Source organism: Microbulbifer sp. ABF4_148 (genome assembly GCF_056158985.1).
Genome location: NZ_JBSWUI010000001.1, coordinates 135,984 through 156,458, shown reverse-complemented (window position 1 = coordinate 156,458; position 20,475 = coordinate 135,984). Strand labels below are relative to the sequence as shown.

The following is a 20,475-nucleotide window of genomic DNA, read 5'->3' as shown; positions in this document are numbered from 1 at the left end:
CGCCCCATCCTAGCCAAGCGGTCGATTATCGTAAATAGTTAATTGTTGACAATAAGGGTTGTCGTTTGCGGTGTCCCGGATGGGAATACCCCGATGTGTTTACTCCTGCGACCGAATATTGTAGATTGTCAACAATATTGGCAGGGCCATATCGGCCTGCGTTGGGGCGAGGTCTCTCGTTGGCATTGGCTACCCCGTGGGCGTCTGTGACGACCAGGGCTGTGGGGCCGGGCACGGGTCGCATCACCCTGGTGATAACCATAACGAGAATGCGGTGCCCCTCTGGTGCCGTCCGGTGCGAGGCCGCCCGTGAACCAGAATGAATTGGTAGAGCATATTGTTGAGCTGGGGCTGTTGAACTCCACCAACGTCCAAATTACGCCCCTCAGTGGTGGCGTGTCTTGTGAAATCTTCCTGCTGGAAACACCCGATACGCGATTTGTTGTAAAGCGGGCGCTGGATAAGCTCAAGGTCCGGGAAGACTGGTTTGCCGATGTGCGCCGCAATGTCACCGAGCAGAAATATATTCGCTATGTTGGTGGTTTCCTGCCTGGCGCTGTACCTCAAATTCTCCATAGCGATGCAGAGCGCTGTTTCTTTTGCATGGAAATGCTCGATGGTGACCTGCAAAACTGGAAAAGCCGTTTGTTGAATGGCGTTTACGAAGGGGAACAGGCGAGGAGGGCTGGAGAGTATCTCGGACGCATCCATCGCCATTCCCATAATGACGCGTTTGTCCGTGCGGAATTCGCAACACTGGACGACTTTCAGGCGCTGAGACTTTCTCCCTACTTACTCAGTACGGGTGATCGACATCCTGAGCTGCGAGACTATTTCTATCGTGAATCCGAGCGCATTGCGGCTGAGGCACGCTGCCTGGTCCACGGAGATTTCAGTCCCAAGAATCTGCTGGTAAGTCCCGATCGATTTGTCATTCTGGATTGCGAGGTCGCCTGGTACGGTGACCCGGTATTTGATATCGCATTTTTCCTCAATCACTTTCTTCTTAAAGCCTTACGCTGCCCACCAGATGCTGCCCGGTTATTGCAATTGGCGCGTATCGCTTGGTGTGCGTATACCGAGTACGCGGGTATCGTGGTTGATCCTGGCTTCGCGTCGCGTCTGGTAGACCTGTTGCCGATGCTGATGCTCGCGCGCGTCGACGGCAAGTCGCCGGTGGAATACCTCGGTGAGCGAGAGCAGCAGTGTGTACGGCGTTTCGCCTACCAACGAATTCCCGTTACCCCCTCTTCATTAGACGACTTCCTGCGCGACTGGCACGAAGTTTTGATATCCGCCAAGGAGCCTGCAGCCCATGCACATTAAGTCCATTGATGCCTACCAGATCTATGACTCACGTGGTTTTCCCACGCTGGAAGTCGAGGTTGCCCTCGATAATGGCACGCGCGGCTACGGGCTTGTGCCCTCTGGTGCATCTACCGGTCAATTCGAGGCACTGGAGTTACGCGATGGTGATGGGCGGCGCTTTGCAGGAAAGTCGGTTTACCAGGCCGCAGAGAATGTCCGCCAGAAAATTTGCCCGGCTCTGCGAGGCCTTCCCATTGACGATCAGCAGTCTATTGACCGTCGCATGATCGAGCTCGACGGCACCGACAACAAGTCCCGGCTCGGTGCCAACGCGACACTGGGGGTGTCGATGGCCTGCGCCAATGCGGCGGCCAATGCGGCTGGCTTACCGCTGTTCGAATATCTGGGCCAAGGGCAGGGCACGTTATTGCCGCTCAATGAGATCCAGATTCTCGGTGGCGGTGCCCACGCCGATTGGGCCATCGATATTCAGGACTTCCTGGTAATCGCGGTCGGTGCAAAGAGTTATGAAGAAACTCTGGAGATGACCTTCAACATCTATCATGCAGCCGGCCAGGTGATGCGGGAGCGAGGCAGTAGTGTTGGCATCGCAGATGAAGGCGGTTGGTGGCCCGACTTCAACTCCAATGAAGAGCCCTTCGAAATCATGCTGGAGGCATTCCGTCGGGCCGGTTACGAGCCCGGCGTCGATGTCGCTATCTCGCTGGATATCGCAGCCAGTGATCTGTATGACGGTTGTCAGTATCACTTGAAAAAAGACAATCGCAGCTTCAGTCGAGAGTCATTCTGCGACTTGATGATCGAATGGTGTGAGAAATATCCGATTATCTCCATTGAAGACCCATTTGCAGATACCGATTTTGACAGCTGGAAACGGTTTATGGGGGCGGTGGGCCATCGGGTACAGATCATCGGTGATGATCTGTTTACGACCAATATCCGGCGTATTGAACAGGGCATCGAGAATGGACTGGCGAACTCGGTGCTGATCAAGCTCAATCAGATCGGCACGGTGTCGGAAACCCTCGCGGCCATCGAACTCACCCAGAATGCAGGTTGGTTGCCGGTGGTGTCCGCCCGCTCGGGAGAAACCGAAGATGCCTTCATTGCGCATCTCGCGGTAGCGACCAATGCGGGGCAGTTAAAAGTTGGTTCTTTTGCGCGCAGTGAGCGAATGGTCAAGTGGAATGAGGTGTTGCGTATCCAGCGAAGCCTCGGAGCGCGTGCACAATTTGTCGGCGGGGCGTTGTACCAACGCATTTTTTCCAAATAAAACCGTGCTGCGCCGATCAAAAAACCACTGTGGCCTCTTGGCCAGTTTAGAAGCAGTCATGCTTTCGGTGCGGCGCCAGGGCAAGCTTTCGGGGCATACGATGCGAATCAATAAAAAGACGGTACCTGCATCTCTACTATACGTAATGACGATGTTGATGCCTTGCCTGGCGAGCGGTCAGGCAGCGCCATCAGTAAACACCGTAGAGATACCGTCCCAACAGCGCCAGGCGGATTTCAATTTCGGATGGCGCTTCACGCTCGGGGACAATTCCGGTTTTTCCGATCCTGAGTTCGATGACTCAGACTGGCGGAGTCTGCGGCTGCCCCATGACTGGAGTATCGAAGCGCCTTTTGATCCCGACCTCGACGGGGCGACGGCTTACTTGCCCGGCGGCATTGGCTGGTACCGGAAGCATTTTTCTCTTGCAGAACGGCAGTCTGGCGAACGTTACTACCTGTTGTTTGATGGTATCTATAACCACAGTGAAATCTGGCTGAATGGTCAGCGTATCGGTGGCCGGATAAACGGATATACGCCGTTCTATCTCGACATTACCGAGGCGCTCAATGAACAGCGCGAGGGTAATCTACTGGCGGTACGGGTCGATCGTTCCCGCTACATTGACAGCCGCTGGTACCCGGGTTCCGGAATCTATCGCGATGTCCGCCTGATACGTACGGGCGCACTGCATATTCCACCCTGGGGTACCTACGTGCGCACGCCGCTAAAAGACGGCGCTTTGGGCGCGGTGGAGTTCGACATTGAGCTGGATAATCGCACTGCTGTACCTATCGATACCCGGGTTCGCACGGAGATCCGCGATACACAGGGAAACCGCGTCGCCTTAACGTCTTCGCGGGTCCATATTAAGGCGGGCAAAGCGGCGCTCGTACAGCAGGCCTTACAGGTCGACAATCCGCACAACTGGAGTCCGGCGTCGCCGACGCTGTATGTCGCTCATACTGAAGTCCTTCGGGGAGGGCGCGTCGTTGATCGGGTGACCACCCCCTTTGGCTTCCGCAGTCTGCGCTTCGATCCAAAACTGGGATTCTTTCTCAATGGCAAGGCAACCCCCATCAAGGGGGTCAACCTGCATCATGATGGGGGGTTGGCAGGTGCCGCCGTGCCAGATGACGTTTGGCGTCGGCGCTTAGTCAAACTGAAAGCGGCTGGTGTGAATGCCGTGCGTATGGCCCATAACCCATCCTCTTCGAATCTGTTGCGCCTTTGCGACGAGCTTGGCTTGTTGGTGCAGGCCGAAATCTTCGATGAGTGGGACAGCCCGAAGGACAAGCGCCTGAACCAGTGGGAGCGTCACAATGACGAGATCAGCCGTGGCTATGCGCATTGGTTCCAACAGGAGGCCGAAGCGGACCTGAAGCTTGCGGTCAAGCGCGATCGCAATCACCCCTCTGTGATCATGTGGAGTATCGGTAACGAAATCGAATGGACCTATCCCCGTTATAAGGCGGCGAGCGGTTACTTCGATATGAATGCCTCCGGAAACTATTTTTATCACTTACCGTTTATCGCCCCGGAGGAAATTCACGAGCGTTTCCATGGCAGCGCAGAGGGTGAGCACGTGTTGGCAAAGACTGCGCACAAACTTCGTGAGTGGGTGCGTGATATCGATACGACCCGACCGGTCACTGCCAATCTGATCTTGCCATCGGTCAGCCATATCAGCGGTTACACCGATGCGCTTGACGTGATCGGCTACAGCTACCGTCGGGTGATCTATGACTACGGCCATCGGCGCTTTCCGGAAAAAATGATCTATGGTGCCGAGAATGTGCCCCAGTGGCATGAATGGAAAGCGATTGAGGAACGACCCTATATTCCGGGCACTTTCCTGTGGACTGGCATTGACTACCTCGGTGAAAGCCACGGCGCCTGGCCTCGCAAGGCATTAACCAGTGGCCTGTTGGATACAGCCGGTTTTGATAACCCGAGTTATCACCTGTTCAAGTCCTTGTGGAATCCTGAGCCGCATATTCATATTCGTTCACAGGTCGCGGAAAAGTCGCTTTATCGATTGGATGGGAGCGATGTCGTCGAAAAAGATCCCGGTCAGTGGCAGCAGCGGGTGTGGATCTGGCACGAGGTAAATCGCCATTGGAATTATCCTGAGGACGAGCAAGTGATCGTTGAGGTGCTAACCAATTGTCCTGCGGTGGAGCTTCAATTGAATGGGGTATCTCTCGGTATTCGGCGACTGGAAGACAATCCTGATCGTCAACTGAAATGGGCGCTGCCATTTGCGGCAGGTGAATTGGTTGCCAGGGGGCTCGAGGGATGCGCAGTAAGCGATCGGATCGTGTCCGCAGGCTCACCCGTAGGTATCCAGCTTTCTATCGATCGTACGCAACTGCCGTTCGATGGCTACAGCATTGCACATATTATCGCTGAGCTGCACGACCAAGACGGTAACCGGGTCCAGCACGATGATCGGGAGATCGAGTTGCTGTTCGGATCCAACCTGGAGTTGCTGGGGGCAGATAATGGCAACAGCGCGCGGATGACCGGTTACGGTTCCGCGCGCCTGCTGACTAACGAAGGGCGCGCGCTATTTGTCGTGCGGCGAACCGATAGCGGCCCGCTGGAAGTGACGGCGCGCTCCGTCGAGGGTGCATTGAAAGAAACCCGGCTGCTCGATCCGACAACAGACCAATGCAGAGGCGCGGATTGTTAATGGCTATTGGCTGATCTTTGTGAAGACGATACGACTGGGGCTACCGTCGCTTTGCCAGCCATGCAGGCAATTGGGTCGGAACGTGATGTAGTCCCCTTCTGTGTATCGCATACCATCGCTCTTGTGGCCATGCTCGTCCGCAGCATATAGCGTACCAGCACCGCTGGCGACATAGGCCAGCCATGCATCTTCTGAAGCATGCAGGGGGTATTCAGTGGCATCGGCGGCGATGTCAAAGGTAAACATCAGGATACCGGCATCTTGCAGGGCCATGCCCCGCCAACCGTCAGGGTGCTCCGCGTCGCTGAAATGCGGTGTATCGGCCTGGGCCAGTGTGCTACCGCCGTTAGGCTGTGTGCTCATAATAATATGCTGCGCCATGGCAAAGCTCCTTCGAGATACTGACAAAGAAGTGTGTTTTTCTGGTCCCGCTACTGTGTGCAGCGGATACTCGGTGTGCGCTCATTCATTGCAATTGAGATAAACCGTGCGCTTCTGCAGATATCCCTCGATACCGTATATGCCATCCTCGCCGCCGATCCCGCTTCGCTTATGTCCAGAGTGGTATCCCTGGATGTAGCCGACGATCTGTTTGTTCACGAACACCGTACCGACTTCCAGCCGAGCAATAGCGTCCATAATCGTGCGGTAGTTATTGGTAAATAGATAAGCACTGAGACCATCATTGCGACGATTGGTGATGGCCACGGCTTCTTCGTAGGAGCCGACCTTAACGATAGGCAATACGGGCCCAAAAATTTCTTCACGTGCAGCGGCCATATCCGGGGTTACGTCTGTCAAAACGGTTGGCTGGTACCAATTACCATGCGCGAATTGCGCGCCTTCCGGACGACGGCCGCCCACGGCGAGCGTGGCACCGGCGGCAATACTGTCATGGACAATAGTCTCCACCCGGTCCAGCCCCTGTGCCGTCACTGACGGTCCCATACCGGGGTTCTCCATCGGGTCACCGACATCGATTGCGCGAACCCGCTCCAGTACTTTCTGGGTAAAGGCATCGGCCACATTTTCGTGAACGAGCACCAGTTCGGCACAGATGCACACCTGGCCGCAATTTGCATAGCGGGAAATGACCGCGGCCTCGGCGGCTTTCTCGATGTCTGCATCTTCCAGCACAATAAATGAGGCTTTGCCCCCCAGTTCCAGGGAAACCGCAGTGACATTGTCAGCGACCGAGCGACAGATGGCCTGGCCAGCACGAATACTGCCGGTGAGGGTGACCAGCTGGGTAATCGGGCTCTTGACCAGATGCTCGCCGACCGCGATGCCACTCCCGCTGATCACATTGATGACACCGGCCGGAATTCCGGCGCGCTCAACACAGCGCGCGAACACCATCGCAGTAACCGGGGTCGCCTCATGGGGTTTGATAATGATGGTATTACCGGTGACCAGCGCGGGACCAACCTTGCGCCCGATCAGGGCGAGGGGATAATTGAATGCACACAGGCCGATGGTCACCCCATAGGGAACCTTCTGGATCCAGAGTTGCTCGCCGGCGCTATCGGACGGAAAGATATTGCCTTCCAGTCGACGCGCGGCCTCGGCGGAGTACGTCAGGTAGTTGAGCGTATCGTCAAATTCCCCGTAGGCTTCATTGAGTGTTTTGCCCTGCTCAACCACCAGCAACCGCGCAAACAGGTCCCGCTCCGCCTGCAGCACCTCTGCCAGCTGCTTCAGGTGGCGACCGCGCTCTATGGCAGGGAGTAGTTTCCATCCCTGCAACGCGCTCTGTGCAGACGCCAGCGCCAAATCTGCCTGCGCAATCGTGCAGTCCGGGACGGTGGCAAACACTTCGCCAGTTGCCGGATTCTCTACCGCAAGTTTTTGCGTACTGTCGATCCACTCGCCATTGATATAGCAGGGGTAGTGTTGGTCGGTCTGTTGCATCATCGCCTCCGCATGTTGTTATTAGATCTGGAGTTTATTGATTAAATTGCGCTGGCCTCTTTTCTGTAAAGGCGAGTAATCCTTCACGGGCATCTGGTGTTTCGTAGAGTGCATCTGCCAGGCCCGCCTCCAGCTGCAGCCCCTGCGCAAGCGGTAAACTGCTGCCATCGCGCAGGCATCGTTTGGTCGCGGCCAGGGCGAGTGCCGGCCCCTGGGCAATCTCGCTGGCAAATGCGGTTACCGAATCGCGGAGGGTAGCTACTGGGAAAACGGCGTCCAGCAGGCCCAGCGCCATAGATTCGGCAACATCGACGGTGTCACCTCTCAACAGGAGTTTCATTGCCGCTTTACTTCCGGCACGCCGTACCAGACGCTGGGTGCCACCGTTACCGGGTATCAGGCCGAGTTTGATTTCCGGAAGTCCCAGGCGGAAACTTCCCTCCGCGGCAAAAATAAAGTCGCAGGCCATCGCCAGTTCGAGGCCGCCACCCAAACAATGGCCGGCGACCTCTGCGATATAAATTTTGCGGCTGCCCTCGATAGTCTCAGCATTGTGGCGTGCCTGATGCACCAGTTCGAGATTCTGTGCGACCGAGTTTTTTTCAAAAACCCTGATATCGGCGCCTGCACAGAAGAATTTTGACAGGGCGCTATCGATAATAACGACACGGATACGGTCATTGCTTTCCAGCTCGGCCAGCAGGGCACCGATATGGCTAAGGAACGCCGCGTGATAGGCGTTGGCCGGACCGAGCTGCAGGGTGATGCGGGCAACACCCTCTCCGCAAAACGAAATGATGGCACTATCGTTCATCGTACTAACCGCCGTTTAACAATTCTTGGGAGATGATTGCCTGTTGTTCGCCCAATGCCGGCGCGCTGTGTTTTCCCCATAACCGCTCGCCATCGAGTCGAATCGGGCAGCGGCTGGTCATAAACGAGTTGCTGCCGTTCAGGGGAAGTTGTTGCAACATATCGAGGCTCTTGAAACCTTCGTGGGCCAGCAGCGCTTCCCAGTCCAGTACTTCTGCACACCAGATATCGGCAGGCTCCAGCAGTGACAACCAGTGTGCAGTGGTATTACCGGGTAAATGTGCCGCGAGGATGTCTTTGATATTGTCGCGCTCGGAGAACGCACAGGCCGGATCGCTGTACGTCAGTAGCGCTTCGCAGTCGAGCAGGTTGGCGAGGTCACTGATACGCCCCATCGATAGCGCGATAAAGCCGTCAGCGGTGCGGTACAGGCCATACGCGCCGGCAACCAGTGTATGTGCACCATTGACCTTTGCGCGCTCAATGGTCTGGCTGGGTTCCTGTAGCAGGATGGTGAGGGGCTCAAACTGAAAGTCGAGCATCGCTTCCAGCATGCTGATCTGGACATGTGCGCCTTGCCCGCTCCATTCGCGCGCGAACGCTGCGGCAAGGATTCCCTGTACCAGTTGCGCTCCGGTAAAGATGTCGGCTACCGGGACCCCCATGGCAACAGGGCCATCGTCGCGGCTGCCGGAGAGCCACGCCAGACCGGACAGCGCTTGCAGGAGCAGGTCCTGTCCCGGGCGCCTGGCCCAGGGGCCGCGTTCACCATAGCCGGAAATTTCTCCGTAAATAATTCCCGGGTTAATCCTGCGTACTTTTTCGTAGTCGAGGCCGAGCTTTTGCATCACGCCGGGACGAAAGTTGGCGATGAGGATATCGGCTCGTGCGATCAGGGCATTCAGTGCTCTGCGCTGGGTGGGATCCTTGAGGTCTGCGCAGTAGCTTTGCTTGTCCCGGTTGATTGCCTGAAACAGACTCGACTCTCCATCGAGCATGCAGTCGGACAGATAGAGTCGGCGACAGTCATCACCACGGTGAGGACGCTCAATTTTGATGACACGTGCCCCAAGGTCGGAGAGTCTCAGGGCGGCGGAGGGGCCGGACAGAAACTGGGAGAAATCCAGCACCAGCATGTTTTCCAGAGGCTTCATTGCATCTCCCCAAGAATACGCTGGGTGTCTGCGCCTAAAGCAGGCGCGCCGCGGCTACTGCGCAGGGTTTCACCGTTGATCCGCAGGGGACAGCGGGTTGTCGTGACCCTGACATCGGTACCATCAACGGTTGCCCGGCGGACCGGCAGTGACATATCCAGTGCCCTGATGGCCGGGTGTTCGAGTAGCTTGTCGTAGTCGATGAGTTCCGATGCCCAGATGTCGGCATTTTCCAGTCGCGTCAGCCAATATTCGGTGGTGTTACCGGCCAGGTGGTTGGCCAGGACATGCTTGATTGTCTCGCGCTGGCGAAATGATTCACTGTCGGGTACGTCAATACTGGGGCAGTCCAGTGCCGTGGCCAGGTCAGCTAACGAGCACATGGAAATCGCAATCCAGTGGTCTTGGGTGGCATAGATACCGTAGGGCGCACCCAGCAAGGCGTGGGCATTGGCGACCTCACTGCGGCGCGGCAAAATTCGGCCATTATTGAGGTAGGTGGATAGCCCTTCAAACTGGAAGTCGATCATGGATTCCAGCAGGCTAACCTGCACCAGGCCGCCACCGCCATTGCGCCGGCGGCGTAGCAGGGCTGCCAGCAGGCCCTGGGCCAGATGGGTGCCACACAGCATATCGGCAATCGCCAGTCCCAGCGGAATCGGATCGCTATCGGCATTACCGGAAAACCAGGTAATGCCCGATACCGCCTGCGCCAGTAGATCCTGGCCGGGCTTTGCCGCCCACGGCCCGGTATTGCCGTAGCCGCTCACCTCGCCATACACCAGCTCAGGGTTCAGATTGCGCACACTTTGGTAATCGAGCCCAATTTTTTCCATCACGCCGGGGCGAAAATTATGGGTCAGCACGTCGGCCTGTCCGATGAGCTGTCTTACCCGGACAAGATCGTTGGCCTCTTTCAGGTTCGCGCAAAACGATTCTTTGTTCCGATTGATGGTATGGAACAACAGGCTGTCACCGTCGACATACAGGTCCTTGGTGGCGAGCTGTCGACAGGCGTCGCCACTACCGGGTCGCTCAATCTTGATAACCCGGGCGCCCAGGTCAGCCAATCGCAGGCCCGCATAGGGGCCGGCCAGGTACTGGCTGAATTCCAGTACCGTGATGCCGCGCAAGGGCTGTGAGGGTGTTGGCTGCATGCTGTCAGTCCTGGCGGGAGCGCACGTAGAGCGTGTTGAGGTGCGCAAGCAGTGCTCGGGCATCACCGCCTTCCATCAGGTAGTGGCGAATGGGCGCACCGGCATTGTCCTGAAAGAACATATGGCCGTGGTAGCGCGGCCGCAGGAACGCGCGGTCCAGTGTTGGCAGTGTATTGGCGAAGTAGCTATCGGTGAGCGCGTTGTTTGTGCTGTTGGTCCAGGCTGAGCGGTGTCCGGGTTGGCCGCCGTACTGAACGTAGAAGCTGCTCTGGAATTCAGGATCACCGACAAAATGGACAAAGTCAGCAGCGATCCGTGCCTCAGTGGAGCGTGCGGAGATCGCCAGCCCGGTCCCTCCCAGTGTGGTGCACAGACGCTGGTCGTTGGCGAGATTGACGGTGTCACGAAACACGAGTTTTCTGCGCGCATAGCCGGGCTGTGCGTAGTTCGCATAGCCGTAAGCGAACGGGCAGTAGGCGAATGCATCACTGCGGGTCATGGCTTCGTAGACCTGAATTGGGTTCCAGTCGAAGCAGCGCCGGTCGAGCTGGTCAGACAGTGCCTTGAGCATTCCCAGCGCATCGATGCCAGTGGCTTCGCTGACCACCTGCGCTTCCTCCTGACACGGGTCTTCTCCCAATGTGGAGCAGAGCATGTAGAAGTTCATCAGGGTGTCCTGAGGGATACTCGGTACGGCCACCAGCCCGCGTTGCGCCAGGGACATCAGGTCGTCCCAGGATTGCGGTTCATCAATTTCCATTTCCTGCAGGAGATCGGCTCGCAGCGAGGCAACGGGTGTTGCGGCATCCAATGCCAGCGCCCACTGCTGGTTGTCGTAGCGGTAGGAAGTGTGTGATGCACCGACGGCATTTTCTGCCTGGTCCTGCAGGAAGTTTGCGGGTAGATAGTCATCCAGTGGCAGGATGACCCGCTCGCGCGCCGCGAAGCCGGTCCATGGATGGTCAATCACCAGCAAATCATAGGTTTGCGCCAGCTGGTCGATAGGTTCGTCGGCAAATGCCTGTAGTGAGCGCTTGTCCCACAGGATACTGACATCAGGATTCAGTTCTTCATAGCGTTGTGACGCGGCCACCATCGGGGTAAAACCGCGGGTGTGGTTCCAGGTCATGCCACGCAGAACGATCTTGGAGCTGCTCATGAATAATCTCTCGAATACAGTGGGTCGCTCGAGGTGATCGCGCTAGCAAGCGACGCAGCGGATCCACTTGCGCAAAAAAGTGGCCCCAAAGAGCGGGGCCGATGCGCTTTCCCCGGGCAGGCCCGGTGGTGATGAGATGGGTTAATAGGTCGCGCGTCCGCCAGACATATCGAAGACTGCGCCGGTACTGTAGGAACACTCTGCCGAACACATCCATGCAGACATCGCGGCGATTTCCTCAACGGTGCCCATGCGCCCCATAGGGATCTTGCCGATCATGTAATTGATCTGTTCTTCGGTAACGTCATCGAGCATTTCCGTTCTGATCACCGCCGGCACGATCACATTGGCGAGAATATTCTCCTGTGCCAGTTCTTTACCGAGGCTTTTGGTCAGGGTAATAACGCCGGCCTTGGACACCGAGTACGCTGATGCATTGGGATTGCCGTCTTTGCCCGCCATAGAGGCGACATTCACGATGCGTCCGTAGCCAGTTTTCTGCATGTGCGGCACGATCGCGCGGCAGGTATGGAAAATGCCATCCAGGTTTACGCGCTGCACCAGTTGCCAGGTGTCCAGTGGATAATCCACCAGGTGAGTGTTCACACCGGCGATGCCGGCACAGTTCACCAGCAGGTCGATACCACCAAAGGCGTCGGCGGTTGCGGCGGCTGCAGTCTCTACATTGCGGTAATCTGTTACATCGACCACGCGTGCTTCCACGGTCCCCCTGGGCGCAGTTTCTGCAAGGTTCGCCGCTGCCGCATTGACGGCCTCTGCGCTCACATCCCAAAGGGATACTTTGGCTCCGGAAGCGAGAAAGCGCTTCGCCACCGCAAAGCCCATGCCCCGGGCAGCGCCGGTAACTACCGCCGCACGCCCGTTTAAATCGATCTGGTTCATAGTGGCGATCCTCAGGCTTCAGCCAGTGCGGCCGTGTCCTGCGCGGCGGCGAGGAACTCGTCGAGCGCGATGATTTCCTGCGCCTGCTCACCAAGCCCTTCGATTCCGAGAGTGACCTTGTCACCGACCTTGAGGTACTGCGGCGGATTCATGCCGAAGCCAACGCCGGGCGGTGTGCCGGTGCAGATCAGGTCGCCCGGCTCGAGGCGCATAAATTCAGACAGGTAGCTGACAATGGTCGCCGCGTTAAAAATCATCGTGCGGGTATTGCCGGTCTGCATGCGCTTGCCGTTCACGTCGAGCCACATATCCAGTGCCTTGGCATCGTCGACTTCGTCACCCGTAGCGATCACCGGACCGGTGGGACAAAAGTTCGGGAAGCCCTTGCCTTTGGCCCACTGGCCGAGGCGGTCGATTTGCCAGGCGCGCTCGGAGACATCGTGCACCAGCGTGTAGCCAAGGATGTAATCCGCTGCTTCTTCAACGGAAACATTCAATGCGGGCTTGCCGATGACGATGCCCAGTTCCACTTCCCAGTCGAGCTTGGACATTTTCGGGGAGTAGGGGATGGCGTCGTGTGGCCCGCAGTAAGTGCCGGAGGCCTTGTTGAACAGAATGGGTTCAGATGGCGCCTCCATACCGGCCTCTTCTGCGTGATCGCTGAAGTTCAGTCCGATGCAGAGAATATTGCGCGGCTGGCTCACCGGTGCACCGATACGCTGCCCTTCGGTGCGGACTGCGGGCAGGGCTGTGAGATCGACGTCTGCCAGTTTCTCCGTCAGGCTCGCGATGGTTTCCGGGGTGATGTCCGTTACCAGGGAAGAAATGTCCCGGGCCTGGCCCGCTGCGTCCAGCACGCAGGGTATCTCGGCGCCCGCAGCGCCAACGCGAAGAAACTTCATGAGAACTCCTAACAATCATTATTAGCGGGGGCGCATGCGGCCCACCTGTGTCGTAGCGAGAAAGTGATCCTGCCTTGATTCTCTCGCTGCAATTGTAGATTGTCAACAATATGGTGCGAGCGGCGTCGAGATGCACTGGTATTGGGCGATCGCCGGGGGGTGAGCAGGAGCGCGTTGATGTAGGCAAAAAAAGCCGCCCCAGAGGGGCGGAACAAGGCAAGCAAACTGATAACAATCAGTGATGATGAGGGAGAAGCTAGCCTGAAAGCTGTTGGCTGGCGGCCACCAGGGCGGAGGCTTTTGCCATTACCGTGGCGGCGGTGTCGCCGGCGCGATAGAGGTTCGATCCCAGGCCGAAACCGCGTATGCCGGCGGCCCAGAAATCGGCCATATTGTGGAGGTCGATGCCGCCGACTGCCAGAGTGGTGACGTTCTCTGGCAGAACCGCGTGCAGTGATTTGACGTAGGCGGGGCTGAAGTCCGCGACGGGGAACAGTTTCAGGAAATTGGTTCCGGCTTTGAGGGCGGCAAACGCCTCTGTGGGGGTCAGGCACCCGGGGGTCGAAACGAGTCCCCGCTGCAGCGTGGCATTGATGACATCTTGATCACAGTTTGGTGATACGATGATCTGGCCGCCGGCATTTTGTACATCTTGTACCTGTTCCGGGGTCAGCACAGTGCCGGCCCCACAGATACCGTGGCCATCCATGAGCCGTGCGAGTCGCTCAATACTGGTTAACGGATCCGGTGAGTTTAAAGGGACTTCTATGGCGCGGATGCCCGCCTCCAGCAGGGCGCCGCCAACCCGTTCCACTTCGTGGGGCTGCACCCCACGAATAATGGCAACCAGTGGGCACTCAGCCAGGGCCTGGTGAAACTGCTCTGTCAGCATGGGGCATCCAACGTCATGTTTATCTCTATTTGCGACGATTATATGGACGACGCCAAAAGTTGTATATAGTTAATTGTTAACAAAATGGTGTCAGCGTTGTATGATGATTGCTGAACCGGTCCCGCCGCAGAGCTGGAGGCCGTATAACAATAAATGAGGTGTTCGCCCGATGAGAGCATTACAAATGACGGCCTTCCGGTTTGCAGCCATTGTTGCGTTCGGTGGGTTTATCTTCGGTCTCGATGCCGCGCTGATTTCCGGCACGGTGCGATTTATCACTGCTGAGTTTGCGCTGTCCGACCTGCAGGTGGGCACAGTGGTCAGTGCGCCGGGCTTTGGCGTTATCTTCGCACTAATGATTACCGGCCGAATCTGCGACGCCTACGGCCGCAAGGCGGCGTTGTTGATCATTGCCTCACTCTACCTTGTGTCGGCGATCGCTTCGGTGCTCGCGCCCAATTTTGAATCCCTCGTGGCGGCGCGCTTCCTCGGTGGGCTGGCGTTTACCTCTCTATCGCTCGCTTCCATGTATATCGGTGAGATCGCCCCGGCGAATATGCGCGGCAAGCTGGTCTCCATGAACCAGATTACGATTGTGGTCGGTCTGTCCGCGGCATACTTTGCCAACTACCTGATTCTGATGGCCTCCAACAATGACGCAAGTTGGGTGGGAAGCCTGGGCATTGATACCTATACGTGGCGCTGGATGCTGGGAGTGGAAGTGCTCCCCGCCCTGGTCTGGTTGATCCTGCTGATGACAATTCCCGAGAGTCCGCGCTGGCTGGTGCTCAAGGGGCGCATTGAGGAGGCGCGCGGTGTGCTGGCGCGGTTGACGCCGGCCGGGCAGGTCGAATCCCAGATTTCGGAAATTCAGTCCAGTGCGGCGAACAGTGTCTCCGCGGGGAGCTTCCTCGAACAACTGACGGAGCTGTTCAAGCCACGATTGCGCACAGCGGTATGGGTGGGTCTAGCCATCGCCATCGTCCAGCCGATCACCGGCATCAATGCCATTATGTTTTATGCCCCAACGGTATTTGAGCAGGTCGGCATCGGTACCGATGCGGCCTTCCTGCAGGCCGTTGTGGTCGGCGTGGTCAGCGTCATGTTTACGATATTGGCATTGCTGCTGATTGACCGTCTTGGGCGCCGTCCGCTGGTCCTGTTCGGACTTGCCTGGGGAGGCTTGAGCCTGTTTGTCTGCGCCTGGACTTTTTCGCAGGCGAGTTACGAGTTGAGCTCTGACGCGATTGTGGCGCTGACGGATTTTGATGCCTCTGCACTACAGGCCATTGCCGGGGTGGTGTACGAGAGCGATGTCGCTTTCAAGCAGGCACTGTACAACGTATTGGGTGCAGATGTTGCCCGTGCGAATGAGGGATCCCTGATTCAGGCTGCTATCCAGATTGATACGACTTTGGTGCTGCTCGGGATCATGTGCTTCATTGCCGCGTTCAACTTTTCCATAGGCCCGATTATGTGGGTGCTGTTCTCGGAAATTTTCCCGATCAATGTGCGCGGTATCGCGATTCCGGCGTTTGCCCTGGTGACCAGTGTGGTGAGCTACTTTGTGCAGCAGTTCTTCCCCTGGCAACTCAACAATATGGGAGCTGCAGAAATTTTCGCCTTCTACGCTGTGTCGATTGCGATCGGTTGGGGCGTTTTGTTCCGCCTGCTGCCGGAGACCAAAAACAAATCCATCGAAGAAATCGAGGCCGCACTGGTGCGAGCTTGAATGCTCAAAGACTTTGGCTGACTGAAACCCGGAGAGTGAAGATTTGAACGCAAGCGCCTTGCTGGAACAGAAAGTTGTGGTTGTTACCGGTGCTGCCGCAGGCATCGGCTGGGGTATTGCCCAGGTCTGTGCGGCATCGGGAGCTACTGTTGTACTGGCGGATATCCAGGATGCCAGTGACAAGGCTGATGCATTGCGCGATCGTGGCTTTGCGAGCGAGAGTTTCCTGTTAGACGTCAGTGACGTCGCTGCTATCGAGCCCTTTATCGCCAGTGTGATCAATAAATATGGGCGGCTCGATGGGCTGATTAATAATGCCGGAATTACAGTGGAATGTGACTTTCTCGATTTTCCGCCCGAGAAACTCGACTGCCTTTGGGCGGTTAACCAGCGATCCGTATTTTTGTTATGCCAGGCGGCGGCGCGAAAAATGCAGCCGGGTTCGGCCATCGTCAATATTGCCTCCAATCACGCGGGCGCCAGCGTGGCCGGTTACGAAATGTATGCCGCGACCAAGGCCGGTATCGTTGCCATGACACGCGCGATGGCGTGGAGCCTCGGGCCCCTGGGAATCCGCATCAATAGTCTCAGCCCGGGGCTGACCCACACCGAGGCCGTTGCCAGAGTCGCACAGGAAAACCCGTTGCTGGCCGCTTCCTTCGGCAAGATGCATGCCGATGGCAAGTACAACACTGTGGAAGAGGTGGGACAGATCGCCGCGTTCCTGTTGTCGGATCATGCCGGTGCGCTTACCGGTTCTGACCTGACTGCGGATCACGGTCTGAGTGCCAGCCTTTGCCCCACCGATGATCTCAAGTGAGTCGCCGATGAAAATTTCTGACATCAAGGTGTATCCGGTCTGGGTTGGCCATCGCAACCTGTGTCTGGTCAAGGTGGAGACCGATGAGGGAATCTACGGTTGGGGGGAGTCCGGTCTGTCCAGTCGTGAACTTGCCGTGGTCGGTGCGGTAAAACACTACCGGGAGTTCTTGCTGGGTAAAGATCCGCGCAACATCGGCGCTCTCTGGCAGGAAATGTACCGCAGCCAGTATTTTGAAGGTGGTCGTGTGCTGACCGCGGCGATTTCCGCCATTGATATCGCGCTATGGGATATTGCCGGCAAGGTGCTGGGAGTGCCGGTCTATCAGTTACTGGGTGGTCGCCAGCGCGACGAAATCCCGTTGTTTGTGACTTCCACCAAACCGATGGGGCAAGCACTGCTGGACGATTTTCGCGCGCTGCGGGAGCAGGGCTGGCAAGTCATTCGTGCAACCACAGGAGAGCATGGATCTCCGCAACAGCCGACGACCTTTGACGTGCGTAAGTCCATTGCTGCGGCCGCCGGCAGCTTGAAGGAGATTCGGCAGGAGCTCGGTGAGGAAGTTGTGCTGGGTATCGACTATCACCATCGTCTTTCAGTGGCAGAGGCTGCGAGTTTTTGCCACAAACTCGGTGATGGGGTGCTGGATTTCCTGGAAGAGCCGATCCGCGATCAGACGCCGGCAGCCTACCAGAGCCTGCGCAGCATGGTGAATGCACCGTTTGCCATCGGTGAGGAGTGTGCAAGCAAGTGGGATTTTATGCCCTATATCGAAAGCGGTCTCACCAACTTTGCCCGCATCGATGTGTGTAATGTCGGGGGGCTGACCGAAGCGATGAAAGTCGCCGCCATCGCGGAAACCCATTACATCGATGTGATGCCGCATGACCCGCTCGGGCCGGTATGTACTGCGGCCACCATTCAAATGTGTGCCGCAATTCCTAACCTGGCCTGGTGTGAGATTGCTCCCTATGATTCTGACACGTCCGACCATGACAAGTTTTTCATAAACCGACCTGTCGAGGTGAATCGCGTGTATCCGGTTGGGGACGCGCCGGGGCTGGGGATTGATGTGAACGAGGCATTGCTGGCGGAGCAGAGCTTCCGTTTCTGGGAGGCTCCGCGCCTGCACAAGCCAGATGGTTCCTATACCAACTGGTAAATCATTTAAACCACGAGAGCCGCATCACTCCGGAAAAACCGGAGGGGCCCCGCGACGGAATCGCAGTACCGGGCAGGGTTGGCCGATAACCATTGAGTGAACGCCGGCACGATTGGCCGGCCAATGAGATACGCAGGAAAGAATAATGCATCAGAAAGCTTCCCAACGACCTGGCCATTTGGCTGTCCGTAGCGGATTGAGTCTCGCCATCGCGCTGGCGATGTTTGGCATAAATGGATGTGGTCAGCCCGAGGATAATGTTTCGGCGGAGACGGGCGCTCAGTCTGTGGGGAACACGGCCTTGCTGACCGGCGACCTGTTACTGGAAGGCTTTGATGGTGATCAAATGCCGGCGTCTGTGCAGGTCCATAATGGTGTCGCGGAGCTCGTTGATCACGGCGAAGCGGGCAAGGCGCTCAACGTCAAACTTAACCTGAAAGACAACAATGATGCCGGGCTGGTGATTGAGCCGGCAGAGCCCTGGGACTGGAGTGAGCTGTCTGATTTCAACCTGGCTTTTGATGTCGCCAATTACGGTACAGAGTCGGTACAGATTGATGTCACTATGACCGACAAGAATGGCGATAGTTATACCCGTGGTATGGTCGTGCCGGTAGGGCCGGCGCAAACGTTCTATGCCAAACTCGATGGCCATGACCAGATTGACCCGGAAGCTGCGGCGAAAAATGAATTCAACTTCGCTTCGGGCCTGCGTTCCAACCCGGTGACCTGGGTTTCCGACGACAAGCAGCTGCATTCTTTCTGGGGCAAGAAACGCCTCGACCTGAGCGGCATAACCAAGATTGTTTTTGGCTCGGATGGCAGCTTGAGTGACCGTGAATATACGATTGACAACCTGCGTCTGCGTGCCAATCCGGAGATGGATAAAACTTTCCTCGAGGGCCTGCTAGACCAGTATGGCCAGAACGCCAAAGTCGATTACGCGGGTAAGGTGCACTCTGATGACCACCTGCGCGAGATTGTTGAGGAAGAACTTGCCGGTTTGTCTGGCGAGCCGATGCAGGACCGATCGCAATACAGCGGCTGGAAACAGGGTCCGCAGCTCGAGGCGACTGGTTTTTTCCGCACCGAAAAGGTCAATGGCAAATGGGCGCTGGTGGATCCGGAAGGTTATCTCTACTTCTCCACGGGTATCGACATTATTCGCCTGTCCAACTCCTCCACCATTACAGGTTACGATTACGATCAGGCGCTGATTCCCAAGCGCAGTGCGGAAGAATTGATTGCAGAAGATGACCAGCCATTGAATCGAGTGGATGCCAAGGCCTGGGAAACCCGTGAACTGATTTCTGATGTGCGGGCCAAGATGTTTAACTGGCTGCCCGGTTACGATGATCCGCTGGGCAATCACTACGGCTATCGTCGCGAGACCCAGTCGGGTCCGCTGAAGCACGGCGAGACATACAGCTTCTATAGCGCCAACCTCGAACGTCGCTATGGTGAGACCTATCCGGAATCCTATCTGGACACCTGGCAAAAAGTGACCGTGGACCGCATGCTGGATTGGGGCTTTACCTCGTTGGGCAACTGGGCGGCGGACCCGTTCTACCAGCAGAAGCGCATTCCGTTTGTGGCATTTGCCGATATCATTGGTGAATTCAGTACGCTTTCCAGCGGCTTCGATTTCTGGCACCCGGTGCCGGATCCCTATGATCCGCGGTTTCACGAGCGCGCAGTCGTCGCCGCACACGGCGTGGCTGCACAGATTGAAAGCAGTCCCTGGTGCATGGGGATTTTCTTCGACAATGAGCAGAGTTTTGGTCGCCTGGAAACGGATGAGCTGCACTACGGGATTGTGCTGAATGCACTCTCCCGGGATGCAGCAGATACGCCGGCCAAAGCGGCATTCACGAAAAAACTGCAAGCGCAGTACGCCAGTATCCAGGACCTGAACACGGCATGGGGCAAAGATATTGCCTCCTGGGAGGCCTTCGCCAAAGGTATCGATTCCAGTTTCGTCACGGAGGCGCAGAAACGGGATTACTCCATGCTGTTGCACGAGTATGGCAAGCAGTACTTCGGCACGATTAACAAGGCAATGAAGTCGGTACTGCCCAACCATCTGTACCTCGGTTCGCGCCTGCCAAGCTGGGGCATGCCGGAAGAGATCGTCAAGGCGGCAGCTATTCATGTGGATGTGATCAGCTACAACCTCTATGAAGAAGGGCTGGTGCCATCCAAGTGGGAGTTTCTTGCCGAGATCGACAAGCCCAGTCTCATCGGTGAATTCAGCTTCGGGTCCGATGATCAGGGGCACTTCCATCCGGGTATCGTCATTTCCGCGGATCAGAAAGATCGCGGGCGCATGTTCAAGAACTATATGCATTCTTTTATCGATAACCCCTGGTTTGTCGGTGTGCATATGTTCCAGTACATGGACTCGCCGATTACCGGACGAGCTTATGATGGCGAGAACTATGCGAATGGCTTTGTGTCTGTCGCCGATGTGCCGTACGCGGAAATGGTAAAGGCCGCCAAGGAAGTTCACAGTACGCTTTATCAACGCCGTTTCGGTTCCCTGGCCAGCGCAGAAATCGAGGCGGACTAACAGG

At 56.9% G+C, this 20,475-nt stretch carries 16 protein-coding genes; 7 read left to right on the top strand and 9 right to left on the bottom strand.

Annotation, left to right across the window (positions count from 1 at the left end; all coding sequences use genetic code 11):
• Positions 1–309: 309 nt before the first annotated feature.
• The 3 genes from ACXAD0_RS00650 (at position 310) to ACXAD0_RS00640 (ending at position 5,297) form a co-directional block, all read left to right on the top strand.
• Positions 310–1,326 carry a phosphotransferase family protein gene (locus ACXAD0_RS00650; protein WP_475086413.1) on the top strand — a complete coding sequence of 339 codons (1,017 nt, stop codon included), beginning with the start codon at positions 310–312 and terminating at the stop codon, positions 1,324–1,326.
• Positions 1,316–2,602, top strand: a complete 1,287-nt coding sequence (gene eno, locus ACXAD0_RS00645; protein WP_475086412.1) for a phosphopyruvate hydratase — start codon at positions 1,316–1,318, stop codon at positions 2,600–2,602. The genes ACXAD0_RS00650 and eno overlap by 11 nt, the downstream gene beginning before the upstream one ends.
• A 100-nt stretch (positions 2,603–2,702) precedes the next feature.
• Complete coding sequence (locus ACXAD0_RS00640) at positions 2,703–5,297, top strand: glycoside hydrolase family 2 TIM barrel-domain containing protein (RefSeq protein ID WP_475086411.1); 2,595 nt, start codon at positions 2,703–2,705, stop codon at positions 5,295–5,297.
• Between the two features lie 3 nt (positions 5,298–5,300).
• Here the strand turns inward: ACXAD0_RS00640 and ACXAD0_RS00635 are convergent, their stop codons facing one another.
• The 9 genes from ACXAD0_RS00635 to ACXAD0_RS00595 all read right to left on the bottom strand — a co-directional run bounded on the left by ACXAD0_RS00635 (position 5,301) and on the right by ACXAD0_RS00595 (position 14,188).
• The gene (locus ACXAD0_RS00635) at positions 5,301–5,678 is read right to left on the bottom strand and encodes a hypothetical protein (protein ID WP_475086410.1); all 378 of its coding nucleotides are present in this window, start codon (positions 5,676–5,678) and stop codon (positions 5,301–5,303) included.
• Positions 5,679–5,759: 81 nt separating this feature from the next.
• The gene (locus tag ACXAD0_RS00630) at positions 5,760–7,208 is read right to left on the bottom strand and encodes an aldehyde dehydrogenase family protein (protein WP_475086409.1); all 1,449 of its coding nucleotides are present in this window, start codon (positions 7,206–7,208) and stop codon (positions 5,760–5,762) included.
• A gap of 34 nt (positions 7,209–7,242) precedes the next feature.
• Positions 7,243–8,022: an enoyl-CoA hydratase/isomerase family protein gene (locus ACXAD0_RS00625; RefSeq protein WP_475086408.1), complete on the bottom strand. Its 780-nt coding sequence runs from the start codon at positions 8,020–8,022 to the stop codon at positions 7,243–7,245.
• A 4-nt stretch (positions 8,023–8,026) separates the two neighbouring features.
• On the bottom strand, positions 8,027–9,175 hold the full coding sequence (locus ACXAD0_RS00620; protein WP_475086407.1) for a CaiB/BaiF CoA transferase family protein: 1,149 nt from the start codon (positions 9,173–9,175) through the stop codon (positions 8,027–8,029).
• The gene (locus ACXAD0_RS00615) at positions 9,172–10,332 is read right to left on the bottom strand and encodes a CaiB/BaiF CoA transferase family protein (RefSeq protein WP_475086406.1); all 1,161 of its coding nucleotides are present in this window, start codon (positions 10,330–10,332) and stop codon (positions 9,172–9,174) included. The genes ACXAD0_RS00620 and ACXAD0_RS00615 overlap by 4 nt, the downstream gene beginning before the upstream one ends.
• Before the next feature lie 4 nt (positions 10,333–10,336).
• Positions 10,337–11,491, bottom strand: a complete 1,155-nt coding sequence (locus tag ACXAD0_RS00610) for an extracellular solute-binding protein (RefSeq protein ID WP_475086405.1) — start codon at positions 11,489–11,491, stop codon at positions 10,337–10,339.
• 141 nt (positions 11,492–11,632) lie between these two features.
• Positions 11,633–12,394, bottom strand: a complete 762-nt coding sequence (locus tag ACXAD0_RS00605) for an SDR family NAD(P)-dependent oxidoreductase (protein ID WP_475086404.1) — start codon at positions 12,392–12,394, stop codon at positions 11,633–11,635.
• A gap of 11 nt (positions 12,395–12,405) precedes the next feature.
• Entirely contained in the window at positions 12,406–13,296 is an 891-nt protein-coding gene (locus ACXAD0_RS00600) for a fumarylacetoacetate hydrolase family protein (protein WP_475086403.1), read from the bottom strand.
• 256 nt (positions 13,297–13,552) lie between these two features.
• Complete coding sequence (locus tag ACXAD0_RS00595; protein WP_475086402.1) at positions 13,553–14,188, bottom strand: 2-dehydro-3-deoxy-6-phosphogalactonate aldolase; 636 nt, start codon at positions 14,186–14,188, stop codon at positions 13,553–13,555.
• Positions 14,189–14,357: 169 nt separating this feature from the next.
• Here ACXAD0_RS00595 and ACXAD0_RS00590 point away from each other — a divergent pair, with 169 nt between their 5' ends.
• The 4 genes from ACXAD0_RS00590 to ACXAD0_RS00575 all read left to right on the top strand — a co-directional run bounded on the left by ACXAD0_RS00590 (position 14,358) and on the right by ACXAD0_RS00575 (position 20,471).
• Positions 14,358–15,920: a sugar porter family MFS transporter gene (locus ACXAD0_RS00590; protein WP_475086401.1), complete on the top strand. Its 1,563-nt coding sequence runs from the start codon at positions 14,358–14,360 to the stop codon at positions 15,918–15,920.
• A gap of 43 nt (positions 15,921–15,963) precedes the next feature.
• The gene (locus ACXAD0_RS00585; RefSeq protein WP_475086400.1) at positions 15,964–16,740 is read left to right on the top strand and encodes an SDR family NAD(P)-dependent oxidoreductase; all 777 of its coding nucleotides are present in this window, start codon (positions 15,964–15,966) and stop codon (positions 16,738–16,740) included.
• A 7-nt stretch (positions 16,741–16,747) separates the two neighbouring features.
• Positions 16,748–17,902 carry a mandelate racemase/muconate lactonizing enzyme family protein gene (locus ACXAD0_RS00580; RefSeq protein ID WP_475086399.1) on the top strand — a complete coding sequence of 385 codons (1,155 nt, stop codon included), beginning with the start codon at positions 16,748–16,750 and terminating at the stop codon, positions 17,900–17,902.
• 145 nt (positions 17,903–18,047) lie between these two features.
• Positions 18,048–20,471: an agarase gene (locus ACXAD0_RS00575; protein WP_475086398.1), complete on the top strand. Its 2,424-nt coding sequence runs from the start codon at positions 18,048–18,050 to the stop codon at positions 20,469–20,471.
• Positions 20,472–20,475 lie beyond the last annotated feature (4 nt).